Origin of the sequence: Gordoniibacillus kamchatkensis, assembly GCF_000829455.1 — a bacterium.
Classification (GTDB): domain Bacteria; phylum Bacillota; class Bacilli; order Paenibacillales; family NBRC-103111; genus Gordoniibacillus; species Gordoniibacillus kamchatkensis.
In genome coordinates, this window is the sequence record NZ_JXAK01000025.1 from 33470 (window position 1) to 49106 (window position 15637).

Sequence of the window (15637 nt, forward strand, 5' to 3'; positions counted from 1 at the left end):
ATTTCGGAAAGATTGGAGAGTGAAACCGCTGTGAAACGTATCGGCTTACTGGTCGTCGTGACGGGCTCCGTCGCGATCATGTCAGCACTTACCTTCACCACGGTTCACGCCGTGCAACACAACGAATCGCCAAAAGAAGCGTTAGTTCAAGCGCCCAAGGCTGCGGTGGAAGCCGTGAGCCGTTCGCTTCACAAGCTGGCCGCGGAGGTGAAGCCGAGCGGCGCGGACAAGGAACCCGTCTCACTGGAGTTTGCGGTACCGGAAACCTCCAACACTACGACGGTTGACACGAACAGCGAGCCAGACCCGGCGAGTTTAGGAATCGCATATGCGAACGCCAAAATTTTTGAAGTGATGCGCAGCGGCCGTTTGATCAATTCGTTCGATACGTTCGCGGACGCCGTCACGTTCGCCAAAACGCAGCCCGACGCAACGATTGTCTATAAATCGCAAAATGCCGTCGTTTGGACGGCCGGCTCGCACGGCAGCGGCGCAGCGCATATCGATGTGCCGCTCACCCTGCAAATGCCCGAGCTGGAGCGCGGCTGCGAAGTAACGTCGCTGGCGATGCTGCTGGAAGCAGCGGGGGTGCAAGCGGACAAAATGACGCTTGCCCAGCAGGTGAAGAAAGATCCGACGCCGTTCGAAATGAAGGACGGCCAGCGTTATTTCGGTGATCCCAACAACGGCTTCGTCGGCGACATCGAGACTTTTGACAATCCCGGCTACGGCGTGTATCATGGTCCCATTAAGGAACTTGCGGATCAATATTTGCCGGGACGCGCCATTGATTTGACCGGAGCCGATTTTACCGATATGCTCAGTTTCCTTGATCTGGGGAGCCCGATCTGGACGATCGTCAACACGGACTATGAGGCTTTGTCCGACGACGAATTTGAACAATGGATTTCGCCGGACGGCCCGGTCAACATTACGTACAAAGAGCATTCCGTACTGGTCACAGGCTACGATGACGAGTATATTTATATTAACGATCCGTTGAACGAGACCGACAAAGTAGACAAAGATTCGTTCATTGCGGCATGGGAGCAGATGGGCAAGCAAGCCATCTCGTACGTCCCGAAACTAGAATCGAAGGCAGGTAAAACATGATCACAGTATCGAACGTAACGCTCCGTTACGGCAAACGCGCATTGTTCGAGGATGTCAACATCAAATTTACGCCTGGCAACTGCTACGGCCTAATCGGCGCGAACGGCGCGGGCAAGTCCACATTTCTGAAAATATTGTCCGGCGAAATCGAGCCGAGCAAAGGCGAAGTTTCCGTTGCGCCCGGCGAACGGATTGCCGTCTTGAAACAGAACCATTACGAATTCGACGAGTTCGAAGTGCTCAAGACGGTCATCAAAGGCCACGCCCGCCTGTACGAGATTATGGAAGAGAAGGACGCGCTGTACGCCAAGCCGGATTTTTCGGAAGATGACGGCATGCGCGCCGCCGAACTGGAGGGCGAGTTCCAGGAGCTGGACGGCTGGCAGGCGGAATCCGACGCGGCTGAACTGCTGCTCGGTCTCGGCATCCCGACGGATTTGCACAACGCCAAAATGAAAGATCTCGGCGGCAACGAGAAGGTGAGAGTGCTGCTCGCCCAAGCGCTGTTCGGCAATCCGAACATTTTGCTGCTAGACGAGCCGACGAACCATTTGAATCTTGAATCGATCCAATGGCTCGAAAACTTCCTTGCCAAATTCGAAGGCACCGTTATCGTCGTCTCCCACGACCGCCACTTCTTGAATCAGGTATGTACGCATATCGCCGACATCGATTTCGGCAAAATTCAGCTGTACGTCGGCAACTACGACTTCTGGTACGAATCGAGCCAGCTCGCGCTCAAGCTGACGCGCGACGCCAACAAGCGCATCGAAGAAAAGCGCAAGGAGCTGGAGTCGTTCATCGCCCGTTTCAGCGCCAACGCTTCCAAATCGAAGCAGGCGACGTCGCGGAAAAAGCTGCTTGAGAAGCTGACGCTGGAAGATATTAGACCGTCAAACCGCAAATACCCGTTCATCAAATTCCAGCCGGAACGCGAAGCGGGCAAGCAGCTGCTGCAGGTGGAAGGCTTGACCAAAACGATCGACGGCGAAGTTGTGCTGAACAACTTGTCGTTCACGGTCAACAAAGGGGATAAAATCGCCCTTGTCGGTCCGAACGGGCACGCCAAGACGACGCTGATGCGCATTTTGATGGGCGAGCTGGAAGCCGATTCCGGCACATTCTCATGGGGCGTAACGACGTCGCAGGCGTATTTCCCGAAAGATAACTCGGACTATTTTAGCAACGACCTGACCTTGGTCGATTGGCTGCGCCAATATTCCAAAGACCAGGATGAGTCATTCATTCGCGGCTTCCTCGGCCGCATGCTGTTCTCCGGCGAAGAAGCGATGAAGAAGTCAAGCGTCTTGTCCGGCGGCGAGAAAGTGCGCTGCATGCTGGCCAAAATGATGCTGAGCGGATCCAACGTGCTGCTGCTTGACGAGCCGACGAACCATCTTGACCTCGAATCGATTACGGCGCTCAACAACGGCTTGATCGACTTCGACGGCACGATGCTGTTCGTCTCGCACGACCATCAGTTTATTCAGACGATCGCAAACCGCATTTTCGAAATTACGCCAAGCGGCATGATCGATAAAATGACAACGTATGACGAATACTTGGAAAGCGAAGACGTGAAAAAACAGCGCGAGCTGCAGTACGCGTCAGCGTAAACAACTAGACATCTAGCATAAAGGCGCTGGCTGCCCGATTTCGGCACCCGGCGTCTTTCGTCGTATACTCCCGGAAGAGAGAGGCGAATACCGCTTGTTCGATCCGACCATTTACGATAATTTAAAAACGGTGCTGGAAGGCTGCGTATACGACCTCGACCTGGACGGCAGCATTGTCGTTACGAACCGTATCGACCGCATCGATCTGGCCACGATGTCGCGCTGCTGCGCGCTGCGCTTTCGCGAGCTGAAAGCATTTGCCGCTACGGCCGAAATCGGCCTGAGCGCATCGCTGGCCGATCTTGCGGCGGAGCTGCTGCGCCCGCGCGGCGAAGTTCCCGGCTGCGAGCTGGCGATTTCGTTCCAGCTGCGCGTCCTCGATCCGGATGCGGCAGGACCGGAAATCGAGCGGGAGCTGCTGGCGATCTGGGACCGCCGGCCGTCCGTCCGCCAGCGGTATACGTTCGAGCAGCCGGCGCTCGAGGAAGGCTACGAAACGAATATTAGCCTGAACTTCGGACGCAAGCTGGACGAAAGCAATGCGGACGATTTTCCGCGGCTGGTGGAGGTGACGCTGCGCAGCTTGCGCTGGCTGAACCGCTTTGCGGCGGAGCAAGGAGGTCACGGGCGATGAACGTGCCGGCAGACGGGAAAGAACTGACCGGGACAGAACTGAAACAGCTGGCGCAGCAAAGCGAAATGCGGCGGGAGCCGCTGCTTGTCATGTTCGTTACGCCGCTATGCGGAACATGCCGAGTCGCTTTGCGAATGCTGGAAATTGCCGAAGCGACAGACCCGACCGTGCACGTTTACCGCTGCAACATCAATACGGCTCCGGAACTTGCGCAGCGCTGGCGGATTGCCAGCGTCCCCGCATTGGCGAGCATCGTACGGGGCGAAGCGGCACACGTTTTATACCGCATGGAATCCGTGGGCCGGATGTTCAGCTGGCTGCAGCAGCATCGTCAAATCGAGATGGAGGGGAACGAGCATGGAACATGAACCGTTCAAAGCCGGAGATATCGTTGTCGCCGAGTACAAAAGCGGACGCTACATCGGCCGAATCGTCGAATTGACGAGCTCGCGCAAGGCGGCTGTGGAAATTATGGCGGTCGCCCGGCATCCGCAGCAGGGCGACTTGCACCACCCGATGCAGGCCGACGTCGGCTTGTTTCACCAGCGCCGGGCGCTTGCGCACAAGGAAATCGCGCTCATGCTGCTGACAACGATCGAGCCGTATCGCGGCTCCGTACCGGACTACGCGGATTCGCTGCGGCACGCCGTTCAAAGCCATAAGCAAGAGCTGAATCAGTTGCAGCGCTGGGCAGAGCGGGCTTTGGCCGAGATGGAAGCGCTGGAGAAAGATTATTTCCGAAGCTAACTTACACCGGAGGGAAACAGAACATGACCACCAGCAACAAGCTTATCCGCCTCGGCTTTATCGGGGCAGGAAACATTGCCAACGTACATATGGAAATGTTCGGCAAGCTGCCGGACAGCGTCGAACTTGCAGGCGTTACCGATGTGTATGCATCGCTTGCCGAAGCGCGTGCCAAGCAGCACCACATCGCCCGCGTTTATGCGACGAGCGACGAGCTGCTTGCCGATCCGAACATCGATGCCGTCGTGATCGGCGTTTCCAACGAATGGCATGCGCCCATAGCCGTAAAAGCGCTCGAAGCAGGCAAGCACGTGCTGCTCGAGAAGCCGATGGCAATCGATCTGGCTGCGGCGAAGACGATTGTGGAAGCGCACCGCAAAGCCGGCACCGTGCTGATGATCCCGCACCAGCTGCGCTGGGAATCGGTGGCGATGCAAGTGAAGGAGCAGGCGGACAAAGGCTCGCTCGGCCGCATTTACCATGCCAAGGCGGGCTGGCTCCGCCGCAAAGGAATTCCCGGCTGGGGCACATGGTTTACGCAAATGAGCAAATCCGGAGGCGGGCCGCTCATCGACATCGGCGTCCATATGCTGGACTTATCGCTTTATTTGATGGGCAATCCGCGCCCGGTCTCCGTGTTCGGCTCGACGTATGCCGAGTTCGGCCCGCGCAAAAAAGGAATCGGCACATGGGGCAAGCCGGACTGGAACGGAATTTACGACGTGGAAGATTTCGCTACGGCTTTGATCAAGCTGGACAACGGCGCCACGTTGTCGCTGGACGTCAGCTGGGCGGCGCTGATCGAAACCGACAGCCAGCCTTACGTTCATTTGCTCGGAACGGAAGGCGGCGCCGCCTTGCGGGGGACGAGCGGCAAGCTGATGAGCGAACAGTTCGACCGCGAAGCGAATGTCGAGCTTTCCGTGCCGAAAGACGACGAAGGGTCGCGCATCCGCATGAGCCGCCATTTCGTCGAATGCATCCGCGGCAATCGGGAGCCGATTACGTCGGTGATGACCGGCTACACGAACAATCTCATTCTCGATGCGATTTACAAGTCGTCCCGCAGCGGCCGCGAAGTCGTTCTGGACTGGGAGCTGTAGGGTGATGAGCGAATCTTTCCAAGCCATGGCCAAGGTGCCGGCGGAATGGCTGGCGGAACGGCTCGAGACGGTCCGCGAGCTGAAGCGGGACGATCTCGAGCTGTACGAGATTGCGAAAGACCGTGACACCGGCGAGCATTATTTGCACTATGCCTACGTTCACCGCGATTTCACGAGCGGCGCCGGCGCCGAGGAGACGTTTCACCAACTGATGGCGCTCTCCAGCGACGATGTGCTCGGCCTGCTGTTCGAAAACGAGCCGTATTCGTATCCCGATCATTGGCATCGCGCCTTTCTGCGCAACGGTCCGGAAGGATTCTTCGTCTGGTTCGATCCGGTGCCCGCCGCGGAAGAAGCGGAGGCGGATGCGGCCGGCCGGGAGCTGCGCGACAAGCTGCTGCGTTTTAAACAGTCTGGGGTATATGACGAACAAGCCGTACGTAAATTGTTCAAAGAGCTGGACGGCGACGTATGAAAGGCCCCGTCCCAAGGCAATCCTGATATCAGCAACGATTACTTCTTGCAGGAGGACGTTATGGACACGGGATCATATCGCTTTGCGGACTTGAAGCATAACGAACAGCTATTGCAGGACATACGGCAGCTTGAATCGAAATTGGAGCTGCAGCTCGGTACGGAAGTTGCGCTTATCGCTTACGCCAAAGGCACACAGGAGCAAAGCTCAAATCGCCCATAACCGCTGCCACAAAAGAGGAATCGTCCCCGAAAATGGGGGGCGGTTCCTCTTTTTGTTTCCAGCGGGCGTATAATTTAACCGGGAACCTTCATCCTAAGCGTATACATGCATATGAGATGGAGGAAATCCCAGTGACCGATTGGCGATCCACCGCCGTCAAGGCAGCGGCAGCTTTGCTCGTCGTCCTCGCCGCCGCAGGCTGCACAAGCGGCAACGAAAACAAGAGCGCCGCGCCGGATACGGCCGCTACCGACAGAGACCCGCGCAACAACGAGAATAATACGCTCGGGGCGAAGAGCTTGCCGTCCGACCCCGGCGTTTTGCCGCAGCGCGACAGCGTCGATAAAACCGAGTTTCACTACAATTCCCGGTTGGCAATGAACGAAGTGCTCAGCGAGCGGCTTCGCACTCGCGTACCCGAACTGGCCGCGGCATACGTGGCTCTGACCGAAAGCAATGCTTATGCGGCGGTAAAGCTGAAAGGCCCGCATGCCCAAAGTCTCGCGGGTACGGCTGCCGACTCGCAAGAGCCGATGGCAGACGGCAAAAGCGGCGCCGGAATTTTTGGTATGGGACAAGGTGGCAACCTGGACTGGCGCGCGCAGGACGGGATGACGACCGAGCTGCAGTCCAAAATTTCCCGTGTACTGCACGAGCTTGCGCCGGGCAAAGCCAACATTTTCGTATCGTCCAATCCGAATTACGTGCGCCGGATGAAATATTACGCCGAGCAGTCGCGCGCCGGCACGTCGATGGATCATTTTATCAACGAGTTCAACACGATGGCGCATTATGCGTTCCCTTACAACGCGAATGCTGCCAATATCGGCAATCGTTGACCAGGCCGGAGTCGCGAGTAATCCATGCGCCGCATGGCATAATAAACTTCGGCCCGCTATGGGACTACAACTTATAACCGGGAGGCTTTTTGCCATGATGATGCAAAGCTTCAACAGCTCGATTCAGCAGTGCCGGCAAATCGTGCAGCAGCTCATGCAGCAAACGCAGCAATCGAGCCGCATGTACGAGATGATGCTGCAACGCGAAACCCAGAACGAGCAGCAGCTGATGCAGCTCGCCCAGCGCGAACGCCAAGCGGCGCAAGTGATCCAGCAGGCGCTGCAAGGCCATAATACGGCAATGCAAAACATGCAGCAGTGCCTGCAAATCATCGCCCAGCTGGAGCGAGATCTTCATCAGGCGCTGTCGTTTACGGCCTCCGCGGCAATGCAGCAGCAGCCCTTCCAGCAAGGAACGTACCGCCACTAAGCTTCGGGACCCGATCGGCCACGCCAGCAACGGGAAACCGCGCTTCCGGACGAAGGCCGGATGGCGCGGCCCGCTACATACGCAAGCAGGGAGGTAGCGACGATGATCAAGCAATATTTTGCCGACATACGCCTGGAGCCGAACGACTCGCTGAGCGAATCGCTGCAGGACCTTGTCAATGAAGCCGAAGCCGAGTTCGAGACGCCTTTTGTCGAAGTCGCGCAAGTGATTCCGCATACGTCCACGAACTACACCGTTATTCTCAACCTCGATTTCGACGAAAGCGAAGAAGAGGAAGCAAGCTCCAAGGAAGAGTAACGACCGCGGATCACTCTTTTCCGCTAAATGTGCTTCCGACTCCCCGGTTATGGTAAAATTGGGAATGGGACGCACCGCTTGAGGGGAAAGGAAGATCATTCGTGAATGCACATGAAATCGATTATCGCATTATAGGCAACGAACTGCAGTATGTCGAAATTGAGCTGGATCCCGGCGAGAGTGCCGTCGCCGAAGCGGGAGCCTTCATGATGATGGATCAAGGTATCGGCATGGAGACGATATTCGGCGACGGGAGCGCGGCGAGTCAAGGGTTTATGGGCAAGCTGCTCGGGGCCGGCAGACGGCTGTTGACGGGAGAAAGCCTGTTCATGACAGTGTTTACGAACCGCGGCCACGGCAAGCAGAGCGTGTCGTTCGCGGCCCCGTATCCCGGTAAAATACTGCCGATGGACTTGTCGCAGCTGGGCGGCAAGCTCGTTTGCCAAAAAGACTCCTTTCTTTGCGCGGCCAAAGGGGTTTCGATCGGCATCGAGTTTCAGCGCAAGCTGGGGGTTGGCTTTTTCGGCGGCGAAGGCTTTATTATGGAAAAAATTGAAGGCGACGGCCTTGCCTTCGTCCACGCCGGCGGCGCCATAGCCGAGCGCACGCTGCGTCCCGGCGAAGTGCTTCGCGTCGACACCGGCTGCCTGGTGGCAATGACGCGGGAGATCGAATACGACATTGAATTCGTCAAAGGCGTCAAAACGGCGTTATTCGGCGGCGAAGGGTTATTTTTTGCTACGCTGCGCGGGCCCGGTACCGTGTGGGTGCAGTCGCTTCCCTTCAGCCGATTGGCAGACCGCGTGCTGTCAGCCAGCCGCATGGGAGGTCGCCGCGAAGAAGGCAGCGTGCTTGGCGGGCTCGGCAATTTGCTCGACGGAGACTGAACTTATCGATTCAAAAAGAGGCCGTCCCCTCGGACCGGGGGCGGCCTCTTTTTGTCAAAATGGAATTATTCAAACCAATTGACACCAAATTCGACCGGTGCTAATATACTCATCAAGTAAAACATAGTAAATCGATAGGATTAATTTATAAATGTCCACCGGACCACCGGAGACATGAATTTTATAGCATGTACCCGTTCAATTATTGGAAAGGTGGAGCAAAATCATGATGACACACTCATTACGCACACGATTCATTTGGAAGAAGCTCGGGATGGCAACTTTGGCGGCCGCGCTGCTCGGCACGTTTACCGCTTGCGGCGGCGGCGCACAGCAAGCGCAGGCGCCCGCGGCTGCGCCGAAAGGCGACAGCAACTCCGCGGCACCGGCTCCGGCGGCGAAGAAGCCCGTCGAACTGCTCAATGTGTCCTACGATCCGACCCGTGAGCTGTATGAAGCTTATAATCAAGCCTTCGCTAAATATTGGAAAGATAAAACCGGCCAAACCGTGACGATCCAGCAGTCGCACGGCGGCTCCGGCAAGCAGGCCCGGTCTGTGGCCGACGGGCTCGAAGCCGATGTCGTGACGCTGGCTCTCGCTTACGATATCGACTCTCTCGTACCGGGAGGCTCATTCCCGCCGACTGGCAAAAGCGGCTTGACAATAACAGCACGCCTTACACGTCTACCATCGTATTCCTCGTACGCAAAGGCAATCCGAAGGGTATCAAAGACTGGGACGATCTGGTGAAGCCGGGCGTTTCGGTTATTACGCCGAACCCGAAGTCGTCTGGCGGCGCCCGCTGGAACTTCCTTGCCGCTTGGGCCTACGCGCTGCAAAAATATGGCAAAGACGAGGCGAAAGCGAAAGAGTTCGTCGGCCAGCTGTACAAAAACGTCGCCGTCCTCGATTCCGGCGCCCGCGATTCAACAAACACGTTCGTGCAGCGCGGCATCGGCGACGTGCTGATCGCATGGGAGAACGAAGCGTACTTGTCGCTCAAAGAGTTCGGCGGCCAATACGAGATTGTAAGCCCGTCGCTGTCGATTTTGGCGGAGCCGCCCGTATCGGTCGTCGATAAAGTTGCCGACAAGAAAGGGACCCGTGAAGTGGCGGAAGCGTACTTGAAGTACTTATATTCCGACGAAGGCCAGGAAATCGCCGCCAAAAACTTTTATCGTCCGCGCAGCGAAGCGATTGCCCAAAAATACGAAAAGCAGTTCCCTAAGCTCAATCTGGTTAAAGTCGACGATCCGGATTTCGGCGGCTGGACGAAGGTGCAGGACAAATTTTTCAAAGACGGCGGAGTGTTTGACCAAATTTACGTCCCGGCGAAAAAGTAAGGCGCGGCCGTACTTACACCGGTTCCCCCTTTCGAAAGGAGAATCCTTATGCCAACATGGCGCAAATCCCGCAGCGTGCTGCCCGGCTTCGGGCTGTCAATGGGTTACACGCTCGTTTATTTAAGTTTGCTGGTGTTAATTCCGCTGGCCGCGCTTTTCATCAAAGCGTCCGGCCTCGGCTGGGCGGCGTTCTGGCAGACGGTGACAGACGCTAGAGTTGTCGCTGCGTATAAGCTCAGCTTCGGCGCATCGCTTGCGGCCGCGCTCGTGAACGGCGTCTTCGGCTTTCTGGTCGCATGGGTGCTCGTGCGGTACACGTTTCCGGGCAAAAAGCTCGTCGACGCCATCGTCGATCTGCCGTTCGCGCTGCCGACCGCCGTCGCCGGCATCGCGCTGACGACGCTCTACGCCCAAAACGGCTGGATCGGCAAGCTGCTCGTGCCGCTCGGCATCAAATCGGCGTACTCGCCGCTCGGTATTATAATCGCGCTGACGTTCATCGGCATCCCGTTCGTCGTCCGCACCGTGCAGCCTGTGCTGCAGGAGCTCGACCGCGAGACCGAGGAGGCGGCGGTAAGCCTCGGGGCATACCGGACGAGAACGTTCGTCAAGGTGCTGCTGCCGCAAGTGCTCCCGGCGCTCATCACGGGAATGGCGATGGCGTTCGCGCGGGCGATCGGCGAATACGGCTCCGTCGTGTTCATTTCCGGCAATATGCCGTTCAAAACGGAGATCGCGCCGCTGCTCATCATGACGAAGCTGGAGCAGTTCGATTATGCCGGCGCGACGGCGATTGCCGCCGTCATGCTCATTGTTTCGTTCGTGCTGCTGCTCGTGACGAATGTGCTTCAGGCTCGCACGCAGCGCAAGCTGCTGGCGGGATAGGAGGGAGTGCCAATGGCTGGAGCCGTTCCGGCAGTTTCCGCCGCGCGCGGGCAGTGCGCTGCGGTTCATGCCGCCGATCATTTAACGGAACATGCGGCGGTCCGCTGGTTGCTGATCGGCATCGCGCTGCTGTTTCTCGGACTGTTTCTTATCCTGCCGCTCGTCACGGTGTTCGTCGAGGCGTTCCGCAAAGGCGCCGCCCTTTATTTCGCCGCTCTGCGCGAAAAAGAGGCGCTCGCTGCCATCCGCCTGACGCTGACGACGGCGGCCTTCGCCGTCCCCGCCAACCTGATCTTCGGCTTGGCGGCGGCATGGGCGGTCAGCAAATTCCGCTTCCGCGGCAAACAAGTGCTGCTTACGCTGATCGATTTGCCGTTCGCCGTTTCACCGGTCATTTCCGGCCTCGTATTCGTGCTGCTGTTCGGCGCCCGGGGCTGGTTCGGGCCATGGCTGTCCGAACACGATGTCAAAATCATATTCGCCTTGCCGGGCATCGTGCTGGCTACCGTTTTCGTCACGTTTCCGTTCGTCGCCCGCGAGCTTATCCCGCTCATGCAGGCGCAAGGCGTGCAGGAGGAAGAGGCGGCGGCGACGCTCGGAGCAAGCGGGTGGCGTATTTTCTGGAAAGTGACGCTGCCGAACATCAAGTGGGGGCTATTGTATGGCGTCATTTTATGCAATGCGAGAGCGATGGGGGAATTCGGCGCCGTATCGGTCGTCTCCGGTCACGTGCGGGGCAAAACGAATACAATTCCGCTCCATGTGCAAATCTTGTATAACGAATACAAATTTACCGCCGCTTTCGCCGTCGCTTCGCTGCTCGTGCTGCTGGCAGCCGTTACGCTGGGAGTCAAATCGTTCATCGAGTGGAAGCATCATCAGTCCGCCCATACAGGGGCCGAAGAAAGCGGGGATCCGATATGAGCCATATCGAGGTACGGGGCTTGACGAAAAGCTTCGGCGGCCATTTGGCGGCTGACGGCATCAGCTTTGCGATCGGAAAAGGCAGCCTCGTCGGGCTGCTCGGACCGAGCGGCGGCGGCAAAACGACTGTGCTGCGCATGCTGGCGGGGCTGGAGCGGCCGGATAGCGGAGATATTACATTCGAGGGCGTGCGTGTTAACGATATTCCGCCGCAAAAGCGCGGTATCGGCCTTGTTTTTCAAAATTACGCCTTGTTCCGGCATATGAACGTGTTTGACAATATCGCGTTCGGGCTTACCGTGCAGAAACGAAGCAAAACGTACATTCGCGAGCGGGTGGGCGAGCTGCTCGAGCTGACCGGCCTCGCCGGGCTGGCCGAAAGACTGCCGAGCCAGCTGTCGGGCGGGCAGCGCCAGCGCGTCGCCTTCGCTCGCGCCCTGGCGCCGCAGCCGCAGCTGCTCTTGCTCGACGAACCGTTTGCGGCGATCGACGCCAAAGTGCGTAAAGAGCTCCGCCTGTGGCTGCGCGATATGATCGACCGGGTCGGCATTACGACGCTGTTCGTTACGCATGATCAGGAAGAAGCTGTTGAGGTGGCCGACGAGATTATGATCGTTAACCGCGGCCGGCTCGAGCAGAAAGGATCGCCGGAGCATATATACGGAACGCCGCAAACGCCGTTCGTCGCCGGCTTTATCGGCGAATCGAGCCGGGTGGAGGCCGTTAGCGAGCTGCACGGGTTCGAGCATTGTCATGAAGGCGCGAAGGCGATCGTACGGCCGGAATTTATCGAAATCGGTTCGCCGCGCGAGCTGAGGCTGCCTTCGGCTTCCGGACAAGGCATCGTCAAAGCTGTGTTTTTCCGCGGTACGCATTGGCAGGTCGAAGTGGAAGTCGGCACAAACCGTTTGTTCGGATATCGCGATTTGGAGCAGCCCGCGCTGCACCCTGGCGATGCGACGCACGTGCTGGTGCATCGGGCTTACCTGGTCTCCGGTGGCCAAGTCTCGGTTGTGGAAAATCGCTATAAAACGGATCCGATGCCGGTTCATATTTAAATTGACATTCGCAAGTCAGCGTACGGATAAGGAGGGGACGCCAAATGGAACATTCGATCACGATACGTACCGGCGTAAACGAGTTGGCCGCTACGCTGCATTATCCGACGGGCAGTGCGAGAGAAACCGCAGAGCGTTGCGGGCGGTGGCCCGTGCTCATCGTGTGCCACGGCTTTATCGGCAGCCGCATCGGCGTAAACCGTCTGTTTGTCAAAGCCGCCCGCCGCTTCAGCGCGCAAGGTTTTCTGACGCTTCGCTTCGATTACGGCGGCTGCGGCGAAAGTACAGGCGACTACGGGGCGGGAGGGCTCGACGCGCTCATCGACGAGACGCGCAGCGTGCTCGATTATGCGTGCAGCCTCGACTGCGTCGACTTGTCGCGCGTGACGCTGATTGGCCACAGCCTAGGCGGCGCCGTCGCGGCGCTGACGGCGGTACGCGATCACCGGGTCAAATCGCTCGCGCTCTGGTCCGCCGTCGCTCATCCGCATTACGACATCGTACGCATAGTCGGCAAGGAGCAATATGCGCGTGCGAAACCGGGTCAGCCCGTCGATCATCAAGGATACTTGCTGACGAGCGGTTTTTTCGATTCGATGGCGATGCAACACCCGCTTGAGCAGCTGCGCAAATTTACTGGCGACGTCTTGCTCGTCCATGGCAAGGCGGATGAATTCGTTCCGGTCGACTACGCGCCGCTTTACCGTCAGACGCTGTGGCAGCGCAATGGCGGTCAGTGCGACATGGTTCTCGTTGACGACGCGGACCATACGTATTCCAGCGACTCCGCTTGCCGCCACCTGCTGGAGACGACGGCGGATTGGCTTGCGGGCATGGAGAAAAGGAAACGGGACTGGAACGATTGGACGATATAAAGATAAGGCGGCGAAACGATAACGATCGGAGGAGATTGTCATGCCGAAACGGCTTCTGGTTGACGAAGTTTGGCTCGAACGCATTGCCGGCAGCTTGAACGGATTGGAATACGGCACGGTGCAAATCGTCGTGCACGACGGCACGATCATGCAAATCGACCGGACCGAGCGGAGAAGATTCGAACTGCACAGCACGGCCCGGATTGCCGATTTGCCGGCCGCGGAAGGGCGGCGGAAGAGCAAATAGCGCCAAGTATGATCAAGCAAGCGTAACCGCAGCGAAGCCCTCGTCACACTTATGACGAGGGCTTCATTTTGCCTTCATTCGACGTTCATTTCTTGCTTTTGCAGCTTATGGATGGCGTCGTTCGTATGGAGCAGATTTTGCAAGGAAAGGCGAGTGGAATTCAATAGCGCTGTCGGCAGGCTGTTCGCTATAACCGATGCACCGTTCTGCTGTTTGAACTGCATAAGGTTTTTGGTTTGGGTCAGCTGGTCAATCACTTTTTGTTCGCTTGCCATAATATCGAAGATTGTCTGCTTGTCCTTCACCTTTTCCTGCACCTTCAGCGCCATTTGAAACGATTCGTTGTACGTATCGGACAGCTTTTTCAGGTCCAGGTCAAGCAAAGACGTGTTCGTAGTGGAGTCGTCCTGCGCAGCAATTTGCTGCAGCTCTTGTGCAAACATGACCATCGCCGTATCCGTATCCTTCAGCCACTGGTACGCGTTCATCAGCAGCTCGCGCTCCTGTGCGGCGGCGTCAGGCTGCGCCGGCTGCTGCTGTGGCGGCTGCGCGGTGTTCCCGCTGTTCGGCATCGTGACGTTCACGGTATACGTGTCCTGGTTCCAGGCGACATCGGCGCCGAGCTGGCGGAGCAAATAAACCGGCACGACGGTGCGGCCTTTGTAGATCGTGGCCGGGACGTCTTCGACTTTCAGCTCTTTGCCGGCAGTCTGCACTTTGACGATCGGATTGCCTTCAAAATCGCCGTTCACGCTGGCCGCGCCTGCAACACCGAACGTAAGCGAAAACAGCAGAACGATCAATGCGAATTTTTTCATTGGAATCTCTCATCTCCTTATCGTAAAAATGCTGGCATTCTCTAATTCTACCAATTCAAGCGGCAAAAATGAAGCCTCACACCGCTAAGCGGCGCGAGGCTTCATTCAGAAAGGCAGCGTTACAACAGTTTGCGGAATTCCTCGGTCAAGAGCGGCACGACCTCGAACAAGTCGCCGACGATGCCGTAGTCGGCTACTTTGAAGATCGGCGCCTCCGGATCTTTGTTGATGGCGACGATGACGCGCGACGAGCTCATCCCGGCCAAGTGCTGGATCGCGCCGCTGATGCCGCAGGCGATGTACAGCTCCGGCGTGACGACTTTGCCGGTTTGGCCGATTTGCAGCGCGTAGTCGCAGTAGCCGGCGTCGCAGGCGCCGCGGGAAGCGCCGACCGCGCCGCCGAGCACAGCGGCCAGCGCTTCGAGCGGCTTGAAGCCGTCGGCGCTTTTTACGCCGCGCCCGCCGGAGACGATGATTTTGGCCTCGGCTAAATCGATTTTGCCCGACATTTTTTTCACGACGTCTTTCACGACGGAACGGAGGGAGGGTGCAGGGTAATCGACGGTGACGGTTTCGCATGGGGAACCGTCGGCCTCGATAGCTTTAATGTTGTTGGGACGAACGGTCACCACCCACGGGCCTCGCTCGAACGTTTTTTTCTCGAACGCTTTGCCCGCATATAACGGGCGGGTAAAGACGACGCGATCCCCTTTGCGCTCGATAGCCGTAACATCGGAAATTTGGCCGGCGTCAAGAGCGGCGGCAACAGCCGGAGCCAGGTCGCGCCCGATAGCGGTGTGGCCCAAGTAGACGGCATCCGGAGGCACATGCTCGAACACTTTGCGCAAGGCGGCGAGGTACGCGTCCGGCCGGTACGCTTCGAGTGCGGGGTGATCTACGACGTATACGGTGCTTACGCCGGCTGCGGCGAGCTCGCCGGCAAACGCCGATACGCCGGAGCCGAGCAGGACGGCGGCGATCCGGTCGTCCGGCTGCGCCGAGAGGGAGGCGGCTGCCGCCGTTTCCAAAGACACCTGGCGCAGCTTGCCGCCGCGCGTTTCCGCTACTACAACGAAAGTTTGGCTCATCGTCGCACGCTCCT

General features: G+C 57.9%; 19 protein-coding genes and 1 pseudogene. 18 read left to right on the forward strand and 2 right to left on the reverse strand.

Translation table 11 applies throughout. The features are described 5' to 3' along the window. Window positions 1-30: 30 nt before the first annotated feature. The 18 genes and pseudogenes from SD70_RS33390 (at window position 31) to SD70_RS15295 (ending at window position 13717) form a co-directional block, all read left to right on the forward strand. Window positions 31-1113 carry a C39 family peptidase gene (locus SD70_RS33390; RefSeq protein ID WP_052487483.1) on the forward strand — a complete coding sequence of 361 codons (1083 nt, stop codon included), beginning with the start codon at window positions 31-33 and terminating at the stop codon, window positions 1111-1113. Continuing rightward, window positions 1110-2729 carry an ABC-F family ATP-binding cassette domain-containing protein gene (locus SD70_RS15220; protein ID WP_041048377.1) on the forward strand — a complete coding sequence of 540 codons (1620 nt, stop codon included), beginning with the start codon at window positions 1110-1112 and terminating at the stop codon, window positions 2727-2729. Before SD70_RS33390 ends, SD70_RS15220 begins: the two co-directional genes overlap by 4 nt. Window positions 2730-2823: 94 nt before the next feature. Further along, the gene (locus SD70_RS15225) at window positions 2824-3363 is read left to right on the forward strand and encodes a hypothetical protein (protein WP_041048378.1); all 540 of its coding nucleotides are present in this window, start codon (window positions 2824-2826) and stop codon (window positions 3361-3363) included. After that, window positions 3360-3731, forward strand: coding sequence for a thioredoxin family protein (locus SD70_RS15230; protein ID WP_052487484.1), 372 nt, complete (start codon window positions 3360-3362; stop codon window positions 3729-3731). Before SD70_RS15225 ends, SD70_RS15230 begins: the two co-directional genes overlap by 4 nt. Beyond that, on the forward strand, window positions 3721-4110 hold the full coding sequence (gene kapB, locus SD70_RS15235; protein WP_041048379.1) for a sporulation phosphorelay system protein KapB: 390 nt from the start codon (window positions 3721-3723) through the stop codon (window positions 4108-4110). The genes SD70_RS15230 and kapB overlap by 11 nt, the downstream gene beginning before the upstream one ends. A 23-nt stretch (window positions 4111-4133) precedes the next feature. Then, entirely contained in the window at window positions 4134-5213 is a 1080-nt protein-coding gene (locus tag SD70_RS15240; protein ID WP_041048380.1) for a Gfo/Idh/MocA family protein, read from the forward strand. A 4-nt stretch (window positions 5214-5217) separates the two neighbouring features. Continuing rightward, window positions 5218-5688 (forward strand): hypothetical protein, encoded by a 471-nt coding sequence (locus SD70_RS15245; protein ID WP_041048381.1) that lies wholly within the window; start codon window positions 5218-5220, stop codon window positions 5686-5688. Window positions 5689-5748: 60 nt separating this feature from the next. Continuing rightward, window positions 5749-5910, forward strand: coding sequence for a hypothetical protein (locus SD70_RS36990; RefSeq protein WP_197081053.1), 162 nt, complete (start codon window positions 5749-5751; stop codon window positions 5908-5910). Window positions 5911-6041: 131 nt separating this feature from the next. Further along, entirely contained in the window at window positions 6042-6749 is a 708-nt protein-coding gene (locus tag SD70_RS15250; protein WP_041048382.1) for a YhcN/YlaJ family sporulation lipoprotein, read from the forward strand. A 94-nt stretch (window positions 6750-6843) separates the two neighbouring features. Beyond that, a complete protein-coding gene (locus SD70_RS15255) occupies window positions 6844-7179 on the forward strand; it encodes a hypothetical protein (RefSeq protein ID WP_041048383.1) in 336 nt (111 codons plus the stop codon). A 102-nt stretch (window positions 7180-7281) separates the two neighbouring features. Next, window positions 7282-7497, forward strand: a complete 216-nt coding sequence (locus SD70_RS15260) for a hypothetical protein (protein WP_041048385.1) — start codon at window positions 7282-7284, stop codon at window positions 7495-7497. A 101-nt stretch (window positions 7498-7598) separates the two neighbouring features. Then, window positions 7599-8384 (forward strand): TIGR00266 family protein, encoded by a 786-nt coding sequence (locus SD70_RS15265; RefSeq protein ID WP_041048387.1) that lies wholly within the window; start codon window positions 7599-7601, stop codon window positions 8382-8384. Between the two features lie 229 nt (window positions 8385-8613). Beyond that, window positions 8614-9728: pseudogene (locus tag SD70_RS15270) on the forward strand (sulfate ABC transporter substrate-binding protein). A gap of 48 nt (window positions 9729-9776) precedes the next feature. Next, on the forward strand, window positions 9777-10613 hold the full coding sequence (gene cysT, locus SD70_RS15275) for a sulfate ABC transporter permease subunit CysT (protein ID WP_041048389.1): 837 nt from the start codon (window positions 9777-9779) through the stop codon (window positions 10611-10613). 12 nt (window positions 10614-10625) lie between these two features. Next, a complete protein-coding gene (gene cysW / locus SD70_RS15280; protein WP_052487485.1) occupies window positions 10626-11537 on the forward strand; it encodes a sulfate ABC transporter permease subunit CysW in 912 nt (303 codons plus the stop codon). Beyond that, complete coding sequence (locus SD70_RS15285; protein WP_041048391.1) at window positions 11534-12595, forward strand: ABC transporter ATP-binding protein; 1062 nt, start codon at window positions 11534-11536, stop codon at window positions 12593-12595. Before cysW ends, SD70_RS15285 begins: the two co-directional genes overlap by 4 nt. 44 nt (window positions 12596-12639) lie before the next feature. Then, the gene (locus SD70_RS15290; RefSeq protein WP_041048393.1) at window positions 12640-13470 is read left to right on the forward strand and encodes an alpha/beta hydrolase family protein; all 831 of its coding nucleotides are present in this window, start codon (window positions 12640-12642) and stop codon (window positions 13468-13470) included. A gap of 40 nt (window positions 13471-13510) precedes the next feature. Next, complete coding sequence (locus tag SD70_RS15295) at window positions 13511-13717, forward strand: YezD family protein (protein ID WP_041048395.1); 207 nt, start codon at window positions 13511-13513, stop codon at window positions 13715-13717. 74 nt (window positions 13718-13791) lie between these two features. Here SD70_RS15295 and SD70_RS33395 read toward each other — a convergent pair whose 3' ends face one another. Then, window positions 13792-14535 carry a stalk domain-containing protein gene (locus SD70_RS33395; RefSeq protein WP_052487486.1) on the reverse strand — a complete coding sequence of 248 codons (744 nt, stop codon included), beginning with the start codon at window positions 14533-14535 and terminating at the stop codon, window positions 13792-13794. Between the two features lie 119 nt (window positions 14536-14654). Beyond that, on the reverse strand, window positions 14655-15623 hold the full coding sequence (locus tag SD70_RS15305; protein WP_041048397.1) for an electron transfer flavoprotein subunit alpha/FixB family protein: 969 nt from the start codon (window positions 15621-15623) through the stop codon (window positions 14655-14657). Window positions 15624-15637: the final 14 nt, after the last annotated feature.